Source organism: Microbacterium sp. LWH10-1.2, assembly GCF_038397765.1.
In the GTDB taxonomy this organism is placed as follows: Bacteria; Actinomycetota; Actinomycetes; order Actinomycetales; family Microbacteriaceae; genus Microbacterium; species Microbacterium natoriense.
In genome coordinates this window covers 2,442,668-2,457,784 of record NZ_CP151638.1, presented here as the reverse complement: position 1 = coordinate 2,457,784, position 15,117 = coordinate 2,442,668, and the positions used below count along the sequence as shown (strand labels likewise).

Below are 15,117 nucleotides of genomic sequence, written 5' to 3'. Positions count from 1 at the left end.
GATGCCGACGATGACCGGTGAGGCGATGGCGCGCTCCGCACCCGACAGGGGAGCGGCGGAGCGCGCCGTCGCGGCCGTGTGGCGCATCGAGTCGGCGAAGATCGTCGCGACGCTGTCGCGTCTGGTCGGAGACTTCGGTCTCGCGGAGGACCTCGCGCAGGAGGCGCTGCTCGACGCACTCGCGCAGTGGCCGGTCGAGGGCGTGCCGCGCAACGGCGCCGCCTGGCTCACCGCGGTCGCCAAGCGCAAGGCGATCGACGGCTGGCGTCGGCGCGAGCGGCTGGACGACCGCATCGCCGTGCTCGCCCACGACCTGGAGCGCGAGCAGGAGGAGGTGGCCGACGCGCTGCCCTGGGACCCGGATGCCGTCGATGACGACGTGCTGCGCCTGATCTTCATCTCCTGCCACCCCGTACTGTCGCGGGAGGCGCAGGTCGCGCTGACACTGCGGGTGGTGGGCGGCCTGTCGAGCGAGGAGATCGCACGCGCCTTCCTCGTGCCCACGGCGACCGTGCAGCAGCGGATCGTGCGTGCGAAGAAGACGCTGGCAGCGGCGAACGTCCCCTTCGAGATGCCTTCGCGGGAGGAGCATGCGGCGCGGCTCGGGGGCATCCTGGGCGTGCTGTACCTGATCTTCAACGAGGGGCATGCGGCATCGAGCGGATCCGACTGGATGCGTCCGGAGCTCAGCGTGGAGGCGATCAGGCTCACCCGCGTGCTCGCCGCTCTCATGCCGCGCGAGCGCGACGTGCACAGTCTGCTGGCGCTCATGGAGCTCACAGCGGCCAGGTTCCCCGCGCGCATCGACGCGAACGGGGATCCCGTGCTGCTGGCCGATCAGGACAGGTCGCGCTGGGATCGCGGACGCATCGCGCGCGGACGCGCCGCTCTCGCCGCCGCTGACGCGCGGGGAGGGGGACGCAGCGCCTACGGGCTGCAGGCGGCCATCGCCGAACGCCATGCGGTCGCGCCCTCCGTCGAGGAGACCGACTGGGAGAGCATCGTCGTGCTCTACGAGGCCCTGGGGCGGCTGGCGCCGTCCCCGGTGGTCGAGCTGAATCGTGCTGCGGCCGTCGCGATGGCGACGGGGCCGGCATCCGCTCTCCGGATCATCGACCGGATCGCGGAGTCGGGTGCGCTGCGCGGATACCATCTGCTGCCCGCCACCCGCGGCGAGCTGCTGCTGCGGCTCGGCCGTACCGAGGAGGCGCGGAGCGAGTTCGCGACGGCCGCCTCCCTCGCCGGCAACGATCGCGAGCGGGCGCTGCTGCAGGCGAAGGCCGCCGGAGACTGAAAGACCCGCCCCCTTCGACAGCCTCGGCTTTCGAAGGGGACGGGCGTATGTATCAGCGCGGGTCAGTCGCGGACAGCACGTCCACGTCCGGCCACGAGGCCGTAGATCAGCAGCACGATGATCGAACCGGCGATCGCGAGCAGCCACGTGCCCAGGTCCCAGAACTCGGTGAGCGGACGGTTGAGGATCAGGCTGCCGAGCCAACCGCCGAGCAGCGCTCCCACGACGCCGAGAAGAAGGGTGATGAACCATCCTCCGCCCTGACGGCCGGGAAGGATCAGCTTCGCGATGGCTCCGGCGATGAGGCCGAGAAGAAGAAAGCCGAGAAAGCTCATGGTCAGCTCCTTTGTGTCAGGAGCCCCGGGGTGCCAGGGCTCGTAGACACCACCATCCGCCCATCCGGGTTTCTCCGACACCCCCTTGCGCAGGACCGCCGGAGTGTGCGAAGAGGCCCGCCCCCAGGGGGACGGGCCTCTTCGGACGAGCGTGTTCTGCGTCTAGTTGCTGCGCGCGATCGCGATCATCCGCAGGATCTCGACGTACAGCCAGACCACGGTGACCATGATGCCGAAGGCGCCGAGCCAGCCGTACTTGCGGGGAGCGCCGTTGCGGACGCCCTGCTGGATCTGGTCGAAGTCGAGCACGAGCGAGTACGCCGCCATGAAGACGACGAGGACGCCGATGATCAGACCGAGCGGGAACGGGCCGATCTTCGCGCTGAGGAGGCCGAAGGCCTGGCCCTCGGGGAGCACGTTGGTCCACATCAGGACGACGTTCAGCAGCGAGAAGACGAGGTAGCCGATCATCGCGATCATGACGATCTTCGTCATCTTCGCCGAAGCGCGGATCTTGCCGCTCGCGAAGAGGGCCAGGGTCACCGCGACGACCGAGACGGTCGCGAGCGTGGCCTGCATGACGATGCCGGGCCACTGCACCTCGAAGAAGGCCGAGATGCCGCCGATGAAGAGGCCCTCGAACACCGCGTAGGCGAAGATCAGCGCGGGGCGGACCTTCTTGCGCGAGGTGAACGTGATGACCATGGCGAGCACGAAGCCGCCGAGTGCCCCGACGATCCAGGGCCAGAGGGCGATCTTGCTCAGAGCCGCAGTCCGCAGATACGGGTCTGAGACGTCGGGCGCGGCGATGCCGCCGAGCGTGAGCACCCAGCCGATCGCGGCGGTGACGAGGAGGATGCCGAAGAGACCGGCGGTCTTCCACACCGTGTCCTCGACCGACATGCGGTCGGTCTCGATCGCGCCGGCCGGGGGAGCGGCGTACATGCCCTCCAGCTGCGCGTTGACCGCGGCGTCGACACCGGCCTGCTGGAACGAGGCGGCCTGAGCACCCTGAGCCGCCTGCGGTGCCCCGGGGTAGGTCGCGACGTTGCGCGGATCCTGCTGCTGGAACGCCGGATTGTTGAATGCGAAATTACTCATGGTGGGCCTCACTCCGAAGTGGTTGTAGGTCGCTTCCCTCCACGATACCCGGATGGGCGCGTCACCTGGGTGTTCTACGCTGAGAGCGTGCCCAGGAAATCCCCTCTCGTCATCGGGCACCGAGGTGCGCCCGGCTACCGTCCGGAGCACAGCCGCTCCTCCTACGAGCTCGCGCTCGCCATGGGGGTGGACGCCGTCGAACCCGACGTCGTCGCCACCAAGGACGGCGTGCTGGTCGTGCGTCACGAGAACGAGATCTCGGGCACGACCGATGTGGCGCTGCATCCGGAGTTCGCCGACCGGAAGACGACCAAGCCGGTCGACGGGCACGCGCTGACGGGCTGGTTCACCGAGGACTTCACGTGGGAGGAGCTGTCGGTGCTGCGCACGCGCGAGCGCCTCCCCGCGGTGCGCGTCTCGAGCGCGAGCTTCGACGACGCGCAGGGGATCCTCCGGCTCGTCGACGTGCTCGACCTCGTGCGCGAGGGGTCGGTCGAGCACGGCCGGGAGATCGGCGTCGTGCTGGAGGTCAAGCACGCGACCTACTTCGCGAGCATCGGGATCGATCTCGCCCCTCTCATCGCCCGCGACCTCCGTGCCGCGGGCTGGGCCGACGGCGAGCTGCCTCTCGTGATCGAGTGCTTCGAGTCGACCATCCTCGGCGAGCTGCGCGAGCGCGGCATCCCGGCCTCGTACGTCTACCTGATCGAGGCCGCGGGGCGTCCGTACGACCTCCTGGTCGCGCAGGGGAAGCAGGCCCCGACCTACGCGTCGACGGTGACCCCTCAGGGCCTCGACGCCCTCGTGGGCAGGGTCGACGGCGTGAGCGTGAGCAAGAAAATGCTGCTCGTCCGCGGCAACACGATCGTGGCCGACGCGCACGCGCGGGGTCTCAAGGTCTTCACCTGGACCTGCCGACCTGAGAACGCGTTCCTCGCGGCGGAGTACCGGGGGAGCGGTGGCAAGGGCGCGTACGGCGACTACGAGTCGGAGTGGCGGGTGATCGCCGAGACCGGCGTCGACGGCGTCTTCGTCGACCACCCCGATCTCGGCGTGAGCTTCTTCCGCGGCTGACGGACGACGGCTCAGAGGGGACCGAGCACGTCCGCGACCTCGGCGTCGAGGCGCATCGTGCGCAGAGGTTCGAGGATCTCGCGCTCCTCGAACCGGAAGTGCGACTCCATGATCGCGCCGACGCCGTCGAGATGACGGGAGATCGAGTCGGGGCTCTCGCCGCTCTCGACCGCATGCCGGAGCCCGGCGAGCAGGTGGGTGAGCATCGAGTGGTCCTGCATGAGCTTGTCGATCATGCCGCCCAGCCGGGGGTGCTCCTCACGCAGGGCGGGGAACAGGTTCCGATCCTCCGCCCGGTGGTGGCCGTCCAGCGCCGAGCAGAAGCCGATGCAGTACAGCAGGAGGTCGGATGCCGCATCCGGCGCCGCTGCTCCCGCATCGAGAGCCTCGCGCGTGGCCGCGAGCGCCGCGCGGAGCCGAGCGTGGGCGCTGCGGAGCTCCGCGTCCCAGGCGATCAGGCGGTCGGCATCCATCCGCGCCAGTCTAGGCGCGTCTCACAGCGTTCGGTCGAACGCGCCCTTCTTCGTCGAGACGATCTCCTTGCCCAGCGGCATCAGCGACACGGGGACCATCTTGAAGTCGGCGATCCCCATCGGGATGCCGATGATCGTGATGCACAGGGCGATGCCCGAGACGATGTGCCCGATGGCGAGCCACCAGCCGGCGAGGATCACCCAGAGCACATTGCCGAGGAAGGATCCGACGCCCGCGGTGGGCTTGCTCACGACCTCTCGGCCGAACGGCCAGATCGCGTAGCCCGCGATGCGGAAGGACGCGATCGCCCACGGGATCGTCACGATCGGAATGCACAGCAGGATGCCGGCGAGCATGTAGCCCAGCCAGAGGGCGAAGCCGGCGAAGATCAGCCAGATGACGTTGAGGATCGTGCGCACCGCTCGATTCTCGCACTCGCGGCCTGAACGTCCGATGCCCGCTCGCACCCCGTCTGCGGTGTCGGTGGTGACGCCTAGACTCATAAGGCCATGACCGAAGCACCTCTCATCGTCCCCGGATCCGTCGGCCCCCGCTCCACTGGGGCGGAGGGGCAGGACGACCTCCTCGCCGGGCTCAACCCCCAGCAGCTCGAGGCCGTCACCTATCGCGGCCCCGCGCTGCTCATCGTCGCGGGGGCGGGGTCGGGCAAGACGAGCGTGCTCACCCGTCGCATCGCCTCCCTGCTGCGCGCCCGAGAGGCATGGCCGAGCCAGATCCTCGCGATCACGTTCACCAACAAGGCCGCCGGCGAGATGCGCGAGCGTGTCCAGGCGATCGTCGGCGATGCGGCCAGGGGCATGTGGATCTCCACGTTCCACTCCGCCTGCGTGCGCATCCTCCGGCGCGAGGCCGAGCAGTTCGGCTTCACGAAGTCGTTCACCATCTACGACTCCGGTGACTCGCGCGCGCTCATCAAGCGCCTGGTCAAGGAGCACGAGGCCGATGCCTACGGCATGACCCCGGGATCTGTGCAGTCGCGCATCTCGAAGCTCAAGAACGAGCTGTCCGATGCTGAGGCGTACGCGCGGCAGGCCAACATGAGCGACCCCGCAGAGCGCGTCTTCGTCGAGCTGTTCGCCGACTACCAGCGCCAGCTGCAGAAGGCCAACGCGTTCGACTTCGACGACCTCATCGGGCAGACCGTCTACCTGTTCCGGGCGTTCCCGCAGGTCGCCGACACCTATCGCCGGCGCTTCCGGCACATCCTCGTCGACGAGTACCAGGACACCAACCACGCCCAGTACGCGCTGATCCACGAGCTCACCCGCCCCGTGTCGGGCGACGCCCCCGACCCGTATGCCTCGAACGGCATGATGATCTTCGAGCCGGAGACGACACCGGAGCTGGATGGCGCCTCGCTTACCGTGGTCGGCGACTCCGACCAGTCGATCTACGCCTTCCGCGGCGCCGACATCCGCAACATCAGCGAGTTCGAGCGCGACTTCCCCGGCGCGCGCGTCGTTCTCCTCGAGCAGAACTACCGCTCGACGCAGAACATCCTCTCGGCCGCGAACGCCGTCATCGGCAACAACTTCGACCGCAAGGACAAGAAGCTTTGGAGCGACAAGGGCGACGGCGACAAGATCATCGGCTTCACCGGGTACTCGCAGCACGACGAGGCCCAGTTCGTCGCCGACGAGGTCGAGGCGCTGCGTCGTGCGGGCTACCCGTACTCCGAGATGGCGGTCTTCTACCGCACCAACTCGCAGTCCCGTGCGCTGGAGGAGATCTTCATCCGCTCGGCCGTGCCCTACAAGATCATGGGCGGCACCAAGTTCTACGAGCGCGCCGAGATCAAGGATGCGCTGGCGTACCTCGTGGCCGTCGCGAATCCGGCAGATGAGATGGCCGTCCGACGCATCCTCAACAAGCCGCGTCGCGGCATCGGCGACGTCACCGAGACCGCCATCGCGCGCTTCGCCGAGGAGCATGGCATCACCTTCCGGCAGGCGCTGTCCGCGCCCGACCAGCTCGGCTTCGGACCGAAGATCCAGGCGGCGATCACCCAGCTCGACGCCGTGCTCGCCGAGGCGACCGAGATCATGCTGCCCGCGACGGGCGAGGTGCCCGCGCCGACCACGGTCGCCGACGGCCTCAGCGTGCTGCTGTCGAAGAGCGGCTACCTCGATTCGCTGCGCGCCAGCCGCGACCCTCAAGACGAGGCGCGCGTCGAGAACCTCGACGAGTTCGTGGCTGTCGCCCGCGACTTCGCGCGCAACAACCCTGAGGGCACGATCGTCGACTTCCTCACCGAGGTGGCCCTCGTCTCGGACGCCGACGACCTCGACGACGAGTCGGGCTCGGTGTCGATGATGACGATGCACACGGCGAAGGGCCTCGAGTACGACGCGGTGTTCGTCACAGGCGTCGAGGAGGATCTGATCCCTCATCGCATCTCGGCAGGAGAGCCCGGAGGCCCGCAGGAGGAGCGGCGGCTCTTCTACGTGGGCATCACGCGTGCCCGCAAGCGCCTGCACCTCTCCCTCGCGATGACGAGGGCGCAGTTCGGCGAGGTCTCGGTCGCCATGCCCAGTCGCTTCCTGCAGGAGATCCCCGCGGGGCTCATCGACTGGCGCCAGTCGCCGGGAGACGTGAACTCGCGTGGCGGCATGCAGTCGCGCGCGCTGAACGCGCGCCGCTCGGGCTCCGGCGGGTTCGGTGGCTCCGGCGGATTCGGCGGATCCGGTTCGAACGACAGGTTCGCGGTGAAGCCGCTCCCCGGTCGCGACTCGCTCACGCCGCTCTCCACCGCGATGGACAAGTTCCCCAACCGGGTCACCGCGAAGATGCGCGACAACGGCGATCTCGAGCTGACGGCCGGAGATCGCATCCGCCACAGCGACTTCGGCGAGGGGCGTGTGGATGCCGTGACCGGAGAGGGCGCGAAGCGCATCGCCCACGTGCGCTTCGACACCGCCGGGCAGAAGAAGCTCTTGATCAAGGTCGCGCCGATCGAGAAGATCTGAGCCGCATCGACGCTCCGGCGCCCAGGAGGCGCGACCCCGCAGCCCGTGCGGCGAGGAGCACCCGGGGGCGGATGCTGAGAGCCGACCCCGAACGGCGGGTCCTGCGCACGGAACCGCCGTCGTCGCCGGTTAGGCTGGCACATTATGGCCCTGTTCTCCCGCCGCAAGAAGTCCGCTGACGCTGCAGTCCCGGCATCCGACATCTCCTCCGAGAACGTCGAATCCGAGTCGACCGGCGCCGAGTCCGTCGCCCCGGTCGAGGCCGCACCCGCCCCGACGATCGGCATCTCGGTGCAGGCGTTCCGCGGAGTGGGGGCCGAGGCCGGCCCCGAGGTGTCGCTGGACGAGCCCGCCGCTCCCGCTCCTGCCGCCCCGGTCGCTCCTGCTCCGACGCAGTCCGGACCCCCGGCAGCGCTGCCCGATCCTCAGGAACGTCGTCTTCCGCTCGCTCCTGCGCTGCCCCCGGAGCAGACCGAGACCGTCGCCGGCATGAAGGACAACGTCCTCCTCCGCGACGCCCTCAAGGAGATCGAGCAGGGCGCGTCGAACGATCAGCTGCTCGGCGTGATGCGTCAGGCGCTGCAGGGGCACCTGTACATCCGCGTCAACGGCGATGCCCGTGCGCAGATCAGCGAGGGGAAGCCGCTGTCCGTCGCCGTGGTGCGCGACGGTGACCGTCAGTTCATGCTCGCGTTCAGCTCGGCCGGTGCCGTGCGCGACTCGGTGCAGCTCGAGGCCGATCCGGCCGCGACCACTGCGGTCGCCCAGCCCGTCACGTCCGTGCTGCAGCAGGTCGTCGCTGGCGACTTCGCCGGTCTCATCGTCGACAACGCCTCCGCGCCGCATCGCGTCGTCTTCCCGACCGAGCTGCTGCAGAAGGCACTCGAGCAGGGCGACCCCGAGATGACCGTCAAGACGATCCTCGCCGCCCCGCGCGAGCAGGACTCCGCGGCCAGAGTCGCCGAGGCTCTCGCCTCCACGCGCATGTGGGTCGCCGTCAACGACGGCAGCAACGGGACGCCCGTGGGCATCGCCGAGGCGCAGACCCCCGACGGCAAGAGGTTCCTCCAGCTGTTCTCGCACCCGCTCGAGGTCATCGCGATGGGACGAGGCGACCGCCCGCTCCCGTTCGAGCCCACGCAGCTCGCCAAGGTGCTCACGGGGCATGCCGAGATGGCCGGAGTGATCGTCGATCCGGCGGGACCGACCCTTCTCGTCGAGCGTGACGCGCTCGCTCCGGTGCTGGTGCTCGGGGTCGACATCGAGTCCTGACGGGCGGGGCTTCCGCGCGTCCGAGGCTGCCTCTAGGGTCGAGTCATGGCCTCCGAGCGCGTGACCCTGACCATCGTCGACCCCGACGGAGAGCGCGAGGTCGTGCTCTCGAGCCCGAACAAGGCGGTCTGGCCGGTTCCGGGCATCACGAAGGCCGAGCTCGCCGAGTACTTCCAGGTCGTCAGCGGGCCGTTCCTCGAGGCGAACGGCGGTCGCCCCGTGTCCCTGGAGCGCTTCCGCGACGGCGTCGGCAAGGGCGGCGGCTTCTTCTCGAAGAACCCGCCGGCGGGCACGCCCGACTACGTCGATGCGGTGATGGTGACCTACAACAGCGGGCGACAGCATCCGCAGATCGTGCTGAACAGGCCCAGCGCGATCGTGTGGGCGGCGCAGATGAACACGATCGTGTTCCATCCGTGGGCGTCGTTGGCGTCCGACCCCGACAACCCCGTCGAGCTGCGCATCGACCTCGACCCCCAGCCGGGCACCGACTTCGCGGATGCCGTCACCGCCGCCCACGCGCTGCGGGAGGTGCTGCGCGAGGCGGGGCTCGACGCCTTCGTGAAGACCAGCGGCAACCGCGGACTGCACGTGTTCGCCCCCATCGTGCCCAGCCACGAGTTCCTCGACGTGCGGCACGCGGTGATCGCCGCGGGGCGAGAGCTGGAGCGGCGGATGCCGGATCAGGTCACGATGAACTGGTGGAAGGAGGAGCGCGGAGAGCGCATCTTCATCGACTTCAATCAGGCCAACCGCGACCGGACCATGGCGGGCGCCTACAGTCCGCGCGCACTCCCCGGTGCGACCGTGTCGACCCCCGTGCACTGGGAGGAGCTCGACGGGCTCGACCCGGCGCGGTTCACGGTGCGCAGCATCCCGAAGCGGCTCGAAGAGGTGGGCGACCCGTGGGCCGGCATGCAGAGCAGTCCCGGCCGCATCGACACCCTGCTGGAGTGGTGGGAGCGCGACAAGGCCGACGGCCTCGGCGAGCTGCCGTTCCCGCCGGAGTTCCCGAAGATGCCGGGAGAGCCCCCGCGAGTGCAGCCGAGCAAGAAGGTCGCGGCGAACTGGGACGAGGACGGGCAGCCCTCCGCGCAGTGAGCGAGCCGGGAGAGCGCCGGGCTCAGCCGAGCACGTCGGCCAGGTCGTAGCCGGCGACGGTGTCGAGCTGGTCGTAGGTGCAGGAGCGAGCATCGCGGTCGGGGCGCCACCGCTCGAACTGCACGGTGTGGCGGAAGCGCGCGCCCTCGAGCTGGTCGTAGCGCACCTCGAGCACCCGCTCGGGCCGCAGCCGCACGAACGACACGTCCTTCGAGCCGCTGAATCGGGAGCGCTCGCCCTCCCCGGTCACGGCGCCGCCGGACTCGTCGCGCTCCACGAGGGGCGCGAGCTCGTCGACGAGCTCCTGTCGTCGCACGTCGCTCCAGGCCGCGACGCCGCCGACCTGGCGCAGGGTACCGTCGGCGTCGTAGAGCCCGACGAGCAGCGACCCGACTCCCGACCCCGACTTGTGGATGCGGTAGCCGAGCGCGACGACGTCGGCCGTTCGCGCGTGCTTGATCTTGATCAGCGTGCGCTTGCCCGGCGCGTAGGGCTGGTCCAGCGGCTTCGCGACGACGCCGTCGAGACCGGCGCCCTCGAACTCGGCCAGCCAGCGGACGGCGGCCTCACGATCGCGGGTCGTGCGCGTGATGTGCAGCGGATGCGCCACTCCGGCCAGCATCCGCTCCAGCCGCTCGCGACGCACGGAGAACGGCGACGACTGCACGTCTTCATCGCCCTCGGCGAGGAGGTCGAACGCGATGAACATCGCGGGAGTCTCGGTCGAGAGCTTCGCGACGCGGGAGGCTGCGGGGTGGATGCGCTGGCTGAGGGCATCCCAGTCGAGCCGCTGCGCCCCCGCAGGGCCGGTCGCGACCACGATCTCGCCGTCGAGCAGGCACGGCCCCGGCAGCAGGCTCGGAATGGCCTCGACGAGCTCGGGGAAGTACCGGGTCAGCGGCTTCGCGCCACGGGAGCCGATCTCGACGGTCTCGCCGTCCCACGCGATCAGACCGCGGAAGCCGTCCCACTTGGGTTCGAACAGGAGCCCGCCGGAGCTCTTCGCGGGGTCGGGGACGGATGCCGCGGCCTTCGCCAGCATCGGTGCGGGGATGTCGTAGCGCATGGGTCCATCCTGGCGACTGGCGGGGACACGCGCCAGAACTCCGGAGAATCGGAGGACGTCGGCGGACGCTCCGCGGACGCGCGCGGCTCTTCGGCCCGGAGTGGCCGGTTCTCCGGAGTTGCGGCGCTGGTCGCGGTTCACAACTCCTCACGTTCGGCTGCTCCGGAACGAGGGAACCGCCGATCGACGGGCGATGAGCCGTCGAGCGCGCGTTTCTTGAGGAGTTGTGAACCTGAGGGCGGGGAGACCGCGACCCGGGTTCCGATCAGAACAGGTCTGCGAGGGTCGCCGGGATGCCGGCATCGCCCAGTGCCGTGCGCGCCGCGTGCCACCCTGCCATGCCGTTGACACCCGGCCCCGGCGGGGTGGAGGCGGAGGCGAGGTAGACGCCGGGTATCGGGGTGCGCCACGGCTTCGTGCCGAGCACGGGGCGACGCAGCGCCTGGGGGATCGTGAAGGCCCCGCCCAGGATGTCCCCGCCGATCTCCGAGGGGTTGATCGCCTCGCGGGCGGATGCCGGCACCGAGTGGTGCGCGAGGATGCGATCGCGGAAGCCGGGGGCGAAGCGCTCGACCTGCTGCGTGATGAGCTCGGTGGCGTCGAGATCCGAGCCCTGCGGGACGTGGATGTACGCCCACAGCACGGCTTTGCCCTCTGGCGCACGCGTGGGATCGAACACCGAGGGCTGGACGGTGAGCACGTAGGGGCGTTCGCTGACGCGTCCGCGCGCGACCGCGTTCTCGCTGGCCCACACCTCGGCCTGAGTGCCGCCGACGTGCACGGTGGGCGACTGCGCGACCTCCTCGTTCGTCCAGGGCACGGGGCCGTCGAGGGCGAAGTCGACCTTCGCGGCGGCGGGGCCGTATCGGTACGACCGCAGGGTGCTCGCGTAACGGGCCGGCACGTCGGGGAGAGTGAGGGCCAACCGGGGCGAGGTGTTGAGCATCAGCAGATCGCCCCGCGCGGGGTCGCCCCAGTCCAGGGTCGAGAGGTCGGTGACGTGCACGCCCGTCTCGACCGCGCCGCCGTGGGCGACGAGATCCGCCACCAGGGCGTCGGCGATGCCCTGTGCGCCTCCGCGCGGATACATCCACCCTCCGGCGTGCGCCTGTGCGGCGAGCAGGAGCCCCGCTGCCGCGCCGGCGAGGGAGGGGAGCGGCGTGTTCGCATGCGCCAGCACGCCGGACAGGAGACCTGCCGCCTCGTCGGTGCGGAAGGCGCGCCGCGCCAGGGGGGTGCCCTGCTCCAGCATCCGCATCGCGTAGCGGAAGGCCGTGATCGGCTCATGCGGCAAGCGCAGCATCTGGTTGCCGGTGAAGTCGACGACTCCGTCGATGTGCGTGCTCAGCGGGCGCAGCAGCGACAGCCACGCCCTGCCGTCCTCGCCGAGTGCGGATGCCGTGCGCTCGATGTCGCGCCAGGCGATCCCGGCGCGGCCGCCGTCGAGAGGATGCGCGTAGGAGATCTCGGGGTGGATCCAGTCGATCCGCTCGGCGAGGCCGAAGGCCTGGAAGAAGGGGGATGCGAGGGCCGCGGGATGCGCGGCGGAGCACACGTCGTGAAGGAAGCCGGGGAGCGTGGACTCGGCGGTGCGCACGCCGCCGCCGATCGTGTCCGCGGCTTCGAGGACGCGCACCTCGTACCCCGCTCTGGCCAGCGACACGGCCGCCGCGAGTCCGTTGGGACCGGAGCCGATGATCGTCGCGCGCGCCATGCGCCCAGTCTTCCACGGCACAAGTGGTATTCGCGCCGCCTCCGGGGTGAGACCATTGAGGAGATGACTGAAGTACAGGGTCCCACCCCTACTGGCACCTCCCGTCCGTATCGCTCGCTCACGGAGGCGCTTCGTGCGCACCGGGTCGCCCTGGAGAACTACGAGTTCATCACTGCGGTCACCGATGCCGTGGGCATCTCCTCCTTCATCGACCGAGGTCGGTACATCGAGGCCATCCGTCGTGGGGAGGGCGCATCCCTGCACATCGGACGCACGTACACGAACGGGTTCGGGGAGGACGAGGTCATCACGATCGGCTCCACCCCGCTGCGGCTCCAGCCGAGCGAGGGGCGTGAGCCGTACTTCTTCGTCACGCACCCGAGCGAGTACCCCCAGGTGACCACGACCGCGCGGTCGATGCGGCCGAGCACCCCGCGCGTCAGCGTTCCTCGCACTGCGAGCTCTCCGCGCACGGAGCGCACGCCGAAGCCCATCGAGCGCGACTACGGCGTGTGCGATGTGTGCTTCATGGTCAAGACCGCCGCCGGCGGCTGCGCCTGCGACTGAACCCGTCGACGCGGCCCGTGTGCGTCACCGCGGTGCCGCCTCTCGTCACGAGCGGCGTGCGAACGGTCTTCCGGTGAGCTCTTCGGAGACTTCCCAGATCCTGCGCGCCGCATCATCGTCGCGCAGTCGGGAGTAGAGCCGCTGCGGTCCCGGGGCGCCGCCGAGGTGGCCGGGTCCGCGGGGGCCGTAGAACCCGCCGCTCACGGCCTTCGAGGAGGTCGCGGCGTACAGCGCAGGAAGGCCGGCGGACTCCGCGGTGCCGAAGAGGATTCCGCGCCGTGAGAGCGCCCCGATGAAGCGGCGGCCGTTCGTCTCGCGTTCCCGGCCGAGGTCGGGACGGGCAGCGAGCAGGTTCGTCGGGGCCACGCCCGGATGCGAGAGCATGCTCGTGATGCCCCAGCCGCGCGATCGGCTGAGACGGTCGAGTTCGAGCCCGAAGAGGCCGAACGCGATCTTCGACTGGCTGTACGCGCGCATGCCGTCGTATGCGCGCTCCCACTGCAGATCGTCCCAGTTGATCGCGCCCTGATTCGCGGCGACGCTGATCTGGGAGACCACCCGTGCGCGGCCCTCTCGAAGCAGCGGGAGGAGTTCGCCGACGAGTGCGAAGTGTCCGAGGTGGTTCGCGCCGAACTGGAGCTCGAAGCCGTCAGCCGTGGTGCGTCGATCCGGCGGCGTCATGACGCCCGCGTTGTTGATGAGGATGCCGATCGGCGTCCCCTCCGCGCGCAGCGACTCGCCGAGAGCGGCCACGGAGTCGAGCGCGGAGAGGTCCAGATCGCGGAGGGAGATCTGCGCGTCGGGAACCGTCGTGCGGATGCGCTCGATCGCCGCACGTCCCTTGTCCCGGTTCCGGACGGGCATGACGACCTCGGCGCCCGCGGCGGCGAGTCGTGCGGCGATGCCGACGCCGATGCCGTCGCTGGCGCCGGTGACGACGGCGCGCCGGCCGTCGAGGTGCGGGATGTCGATGGATGGTGTGCGGGGCATGGTCTCCTCGTTTCTGACCTTCCGACTCTCCTCCGCACGCCGTGCGGCATCCAGGGATCGTCCGTCCGTGGATGCGCCCGAAGGCTGCTGGTACAAAGGACGGGACGGGGGTGCGCATGGAGATCGACAGGGCAGGGCTGGCGGAGTTCCTCCGGCTGCGCCGCGAGGCGCTGCAGCCGGAGGACGTGGGCCTCGCGAGAGGCGGACGCCGGCGGACGGGCGGCTTGAGGCGCGAGGAAGCCGCGAGCCTCAGCCACATGTCGACCGACTATTACGCACGGATCGAGCAGCAGCGGGGTCCTCAGCCCTCGCCGCAGATGATCGCGGCGATCGCCCAGGGGCTTCATCTCACGCTGGCCGAGAGAGATCACCTCTTCGTCCTCGCCGGGCACGCGCCTCCGCCGAGGGGAGGGGAGAGCAGTCACATCAGTCCCGGTATGCTGCGCATCTTCGACCGCCTGCACGACACCCCCGCGGAGGTCGTGACGGAGCTCGGCGAGACCCTCAGACAGACCGCGCTCGGCACGGCGCTCGTCGGCGACCTCACACGCTTCGAGGGGCCGGAACGCAGCATCGGATTCCGGTGGTTCGTCGATCCCTCGTCGCGTCGGATCTATGCGGAGGAGGAGCACGACTTCCTCTCCCGGCTCTGGGCCTCCGGCCTTCGCGACGTCGTGACGCGCCGTGGACCCTCGTCGCGCGCCGCGCGGTGGACCAGGGAACTCCTCGATCGCAGCGACGAGTTCGCTCGGATCTGGGGGCTGCACGAGGTGGGGCTCCGCCCGCGAGCGGTCAAGCACTTCGTCCACCCGGAACTGGGTGCTCTCGAGCTGGAATGCCAGACGCTCTTCGAACCGGAGCAGTCCCACGCGCTTCTCGTCTACACGGCTGCTCCAGGGAGCGAGAGTCAGGAGAAGCTGCGCCTGCTCTCCGTCATCGGCGCGGAGAGCTTCTCAGGATGAGGTGCGAAGGACTCAGGCGGACGAATGCCATCGTCACGAAAGAGTCGAGGTCGAGGCAGGCAGCTGCGACCGAATCGCTGAGCTCGTTCGGCGATGGGGAGTTGTGCCCATCCCCTGTGTGGCCGTTGTTTTGTAAAGTTGATGGTGTCAGGCCGGAGGGGGCCGGGCTCGACTGATCGT

General features: G+C 69.8%; 14 protein-coding genes. 7 read left to right on the top strand and 7 right to left on the bottom strand.

The features are described 5' to 3' along the window. The first annotated feature begins 10 nt into the window (after positions 1-10). Entirely contained in the window at positions 11-1,294 is a 1,284-nt protein-coding gene (locus MRBLWH10_RS11705; RefSeq protein ID WP_341942591.1) for an RNA polymerase sigma factor, read from the top strand. A 62-nt stretch (positions 1,295-1,356) separates the two neighbouring features. On the opposite strand, the gene MRBLWH10_RS11700 is transcribed toward MRBLWH10_RS11705, so the two are convergent. Together MRBLWH10_RS11700 and MRBLWH10_RS11695 are read right to left on the bottom strand one after the other, a co-directional pair. Beyond that, entirely contained in the window at positions 1,357-1,629 is a 273-nt protein-coding gene (locus MRBLWH10_RS11700; protein WP_223586936.1) for a GlsB/YeaQ/YmgE family stress response membrane protein, read from the bottom strand. A 162-nt stretch (positions 1,630-1,791) separates the two neighbouring features. Further along, the gene (locus MRBLWH10_RS11695; protein ID WP_341940001.1) at positions 1,792-2,730 is read right to left on the bottom strand and encodes a Bax inhibitor-1/YccA family protein; all 939 of its coding nucleotides are present in this window, start codon (positions 2,728-2,730) and stop codon (positions 1,792-1,794) included. Between the two features lie 87 nt (positions 2,731-2,817). On the opposite strand from MRBLWH10_RS11695, the gene MRBLWH10_RS11690 reads away from it, so the two are divergent. Beyond that, entirely contained in the window at positions 2,818-3,804 is a 987-nt protein-coding gene (locus MRBLWH10_RS11690; RefSeq protein WP_341940000.1) for a glycerophosphodiester phosphodiesterase family protein, read from the top strand. 11 nt (positions 3,805-3,815) lie between these two features. Here the strand turns inward: MRBLWH10_RS11690 and MRBLWH10_RS11685 are convergent, their stop codons facing one another. Further along, positions 3,816-4,277, bottom strand: a complete 462-nt coding sequence (locus MRBLWH10_RS11685; RefSeq protein ID WP_341939999.1) for a hemerythrin domain-containing protein — start codon at positions 4,275-4,277, stop codon at positions 3,816-3,818. A 21-nt stretch (positions 4,278-4,298) separates the two neighbouring features. After that, on the bottom strand, positions 4,299-4,697 hold the full coding sequence (locus MRBLWH10_RS11680) for a YccF domain-containing protein (protein ID WP_341939998.1): 399 nt from the start codon (positions 4,695-4,697) through the stop codon (positions 4,299-4,301). A gap of 90 nt (positions 4,698-4,787) precedes the next feature. On the opposite strand from MRBLWH10_RS11680, the gene MRBLWH10_RS11675 reads away from it, so the two are divergent. The 3 genes from MRBLWH10_RS11675 to ligD all read left to right on the top strand — a co-directional run bounded on the left by MRBLWH10_RS11675 (position 4,788) and on the right by ligD (position 9,638). Further along, complete coding sequence (locus MRBLWH10_RS11675; RefSeq protein ID WP_341939997.1) at positions 4,788-7,265, top strand: UvrD-helicase domain-containing protein; 2,478 nt, start codon at positions 4,788-4,790, stop codon at positions 7,263-7,265. Between the two features lie 144 nt (positions 7,266-7,409). Beyond that, positions 7,410-8,537: an SseB family protein gene (locus tag MRBLWH10_RS11670; RefSeq protein WP_341939996.1), complete on the top strand. Its 1,128-nt coding sequence runs from the start codon at positions 7,410-7,412 to the stop codon at positions 8,535-8,537. Between the two features lie 45 nt (positions 8,538-8,582). Further along, complete coding sequence (ligD, locus tag MRBLWH10_RS11665) at positions 8,583-9,638, top strand: non-homologous end-joining DNA ligase (RefSeq protein ID WP_341939995.1); 1,056 nt, start codon at positions 8,583-8,585, stop codon at positions 9,636-9,638. A 22-nt stretch (positions 9,639-9,660) separates the two neighbouring features. Here the strand turns inward: ligD and MRBLWH10_RS11660 are convergent, their stop codons facing one another. After that, entirely contained in the window at positions 9,661-10,704 is a 1,044-nt protein-coding gene (locus MRBLWH10_RS11660) for an ATP-dependent DNA ligase (RefSeq protein WP_341939994.1), read from the bottom strand. 265 nt (positions 10,705-10,969) lie between these two features. Next, positions 10,970-12,418: an NAD(P)/FAD-dependent oxidoreductase gene (locus MRBLWH10_RS11655; protein ID WP_341939993.1), complete on the bottom strand. Its 1,449-nt coding sequence runs from the start codon at positions 12,416-12,418 to the stop codon at positions 10,970-10,972. A gap of 63 nt (positions 12,419-12,481) precedes the next feature. Here MRBLWH10_RS11655 and MRBLWH10_RS11650 point away from each other — a divergent pair, with 63 nt between their 5' ends. After that, a complete protein-coding gene (locus MRBLWH10_RS11650) occupies positions 12,482-12,985 on the top strand; it encodes a hypothetical protein (RefSeq protein ID WP_341939992.1) in 504 nt (167 codons plus the stop codon). Positions 12,986-13,030: 45 nt separating this feature from the next. Here MRBLWH10_RS11650 and MRBLWH10_RS11645 read toward each other — a convergent pair whose 3' ends face one another. After that, a complete protein-coding gene (locus MRBLWH10_RS11645) occupies positions 13,031-13,975 on the bottom strand; it encodes an SDR family oxidoreductase (RefSeq protein WP_341939991.1) in 945 nt (314 codons plus the stop codon). A 116-nt stretch (positions 13,976-14,091) separates the two neighbouring features. Between MRBLWH10_RS11645 and MRBLWH10_RS11640 the strand changes: the two genes are divergently transcribed. After that, positions 14,092-14,937 (top strand): helix-turn-helix transcriptional regulator, encoded by an 846-nt coding sequence (locus MRBLWH10_RS11640; protein ID WP_341939990.1) that lies wholly within the window; start codon positions 14,092-14,094, stop codon positions 14,935-14,937. Positions 14,938-15,117 lie beyond the last annotated feature (180 nt).

Coding starts and splice junctions, on each gene's coding strand:
- MRBLWH10_RS11705 (WP_341942591.1), top strand. CDS start 11: ATGACCGGTGAGGCGATGGCGCGCTCCGCACCCGACAGGGGAGCGGCG.
- MRBLWH10_RS11700 (WP_223586936.1), bottom strand. CDS start 1,629: ATGAGCTTTCTCGGCTTTCTTCTTCTCGGCCTCATCGCCGGAGCCATC.
- MRBLWH10_RS11695 (WP_341940001.1), bottom strand. CDS start 2,730: ATGAGTAATTTCGCATTCAACAATCCGGCGTTCCAGCAGCAGGATCCG.
- MRBLWH10_RS11685 (WP_341939999.1), bottom strand. CDS start 4,277: ATGGATGCCGACCGCCTGATCGCCTGGGACGCGGAGCTCCGCAGCGCC.
- MRBLWH10_RS11675 (WP_341939997.1), top strand. CDS start 4,788: ATGACCGAAGCACCTCTCATCGTCCCCGGATCCGTCGGCCCCCGCTCC.
- MRBLWH10_RS11670 (WP_341939996.1), top strand. CDS start 7,410: ATGGCCCTGTTCTCCCGCCGCAAGAAGTCCGCTGACGCTGCAGTCCCG.
- ligD (WP_341939995.1), top strand. CDS start 8,583: ATGGCCTCCGAGCGCGTGACCCTGACCATCGTCGACCCCGACGGAGAG.
- MRBLWH10_RS11660 (WP_341939994.1), bottom strand. CDS start 10,704: ATGCGCTACGACATCCCCGCACCGATGCTGGCGAAGGCCGCGGCATCC.
- MRBLWH10_RS11655 (WP_341939993.1), bottom strand. CDS start 12,418: ATGGCGCGCGCGACGATCATCGGCTCCGGTCCCAACGGACTCGCGGCG.
- MRBLWH10_RS11650 (WP_341939992.1), top strand. CDS start 12,482: ATGACTGAAGTACAGGGTCCCACCCCTACTGGCACCTCCCGTCCGTAT.
- MRBLWH10_RS11645 (WP_341939991.1), bottom strand. CDS start 13,975: ATGCCCCGCACACCATCCATCGACATCCCGCACCTCGACGGCCGGCGC.
- MRBLWH10_RS11640 (WP_341939990.1), top strand. CDS start 14,092: ATGGAGATCGACAGGGCAGGGCTGGCGGAGTTCCTCCGGCTGCGCCGC.